The following is a 1,056-nucleotide window of genomic DNA, read 5'->3' on the forward strand; positions in this document are numbered from 1 at the left end:
AGGTGTATTGATCACGAGCGTTGTTGACACTCGTTGGGGCTTGATCATGGCGAAGACCTCCGATGTGGTGGAGCTGTCTAGGACTGCACCGCATGGAGGTCTTCGTGTCCCACCGTAATGCCCGGCTGACGGTTCATGGCAGGCGGCTGCTGGTCGAGCGGGTTCGTTCGGGTCGCCCTGTCGCCCATGTCGCCGCTGAGATGGGTGTCTCCCGGACGACCGCGCACAAGTGGGTGCGCAGGTTCGTTGCAGAGGGCGAGACCGGCCTGGCCGACCGTCCCAGCCGCCCGTGGACCACCCCGCACCGCACACCGGACGCTGTGGAGACGCGGGTGTGTGAGCTGCGCAGGACCCGCAAGCTCGGCCCAGCCAGGATCGGTCCGATCCTGGGCCTGCCTGCCTCGACCGTGCACCGGATCCTGGTCCGCCACGGCCTCAACCGCCTGGCCTTCCTGGACCGGCCCACCGGCGCCGTGATCCGCCGCTACGAGCGTGAGCGGCCCGGTGAACTGGTCCATGTGGACGTCAAGAAGCTCGGCCGGATACCCGACGGCGGCGGCCACAGGGTCCTGGGCCGGCAAGCGGGACGCGCGGCGAAGACCGGTGTCGGCTTCGACTACGTCCACTCCGCCGTCGACGACCACTCCAGACTGGCCTACAGCGAGGTCCTGCCGGATGAGAAGGCCGCCACCTGCGCCGCCTTCCTGCGACGAGCCGCCGCCTGGTTCGCAGGCGTGGGCATCGACCGCATCGAACGTGTCCTGACCGACAACGCCTGGTCCTACCGCAAAAGCACCCCGTGGAAGCAGGCCTTGGCCGACCTCGGCGCCACCGGCAAACTCACCCGCGCCTACCGACCCCAGACCAACGGCAAAGTCGAACGCCTGAACCGGACCCTACTGGATGAATGGGCCTACATTCGCCCCTATGGCAGCAACAGCGAACGAACCGCCGCCCTCAACGACTACCTCCACACCTACAACTACCATCGCTGCCACACCGCACTCGAAGGCCAACCCCCGATCACCCGCGTTAACAACGCCGCGAGTCAATACA

The 1,056-nt window shown here is 67.0% G+C and carries 1 protein-coding gene; it reads left to right on the forward strand.

From position 1 onward, the window contains the following. Positions 1-104 precede the first annotated feature (104 nt). The coding region (locus RNC47_RS35945; RefSeq protein WP_311605044.1) for an IS481 family transposase at positions 105-1,056 on the forward strand (952 nt) is incomplete at its 3' end.

The sequence above is a fragment of the Streptomyces millisiae genome, assembly GCF_031845425.1.
Taxonomy (GTDB): domain Bacteria; phylum Actinomycetota; class Actinomycetes; order Streptomycetales; family Streptomycetaceae; genus Streptomyces; species Streptomyces millisiae.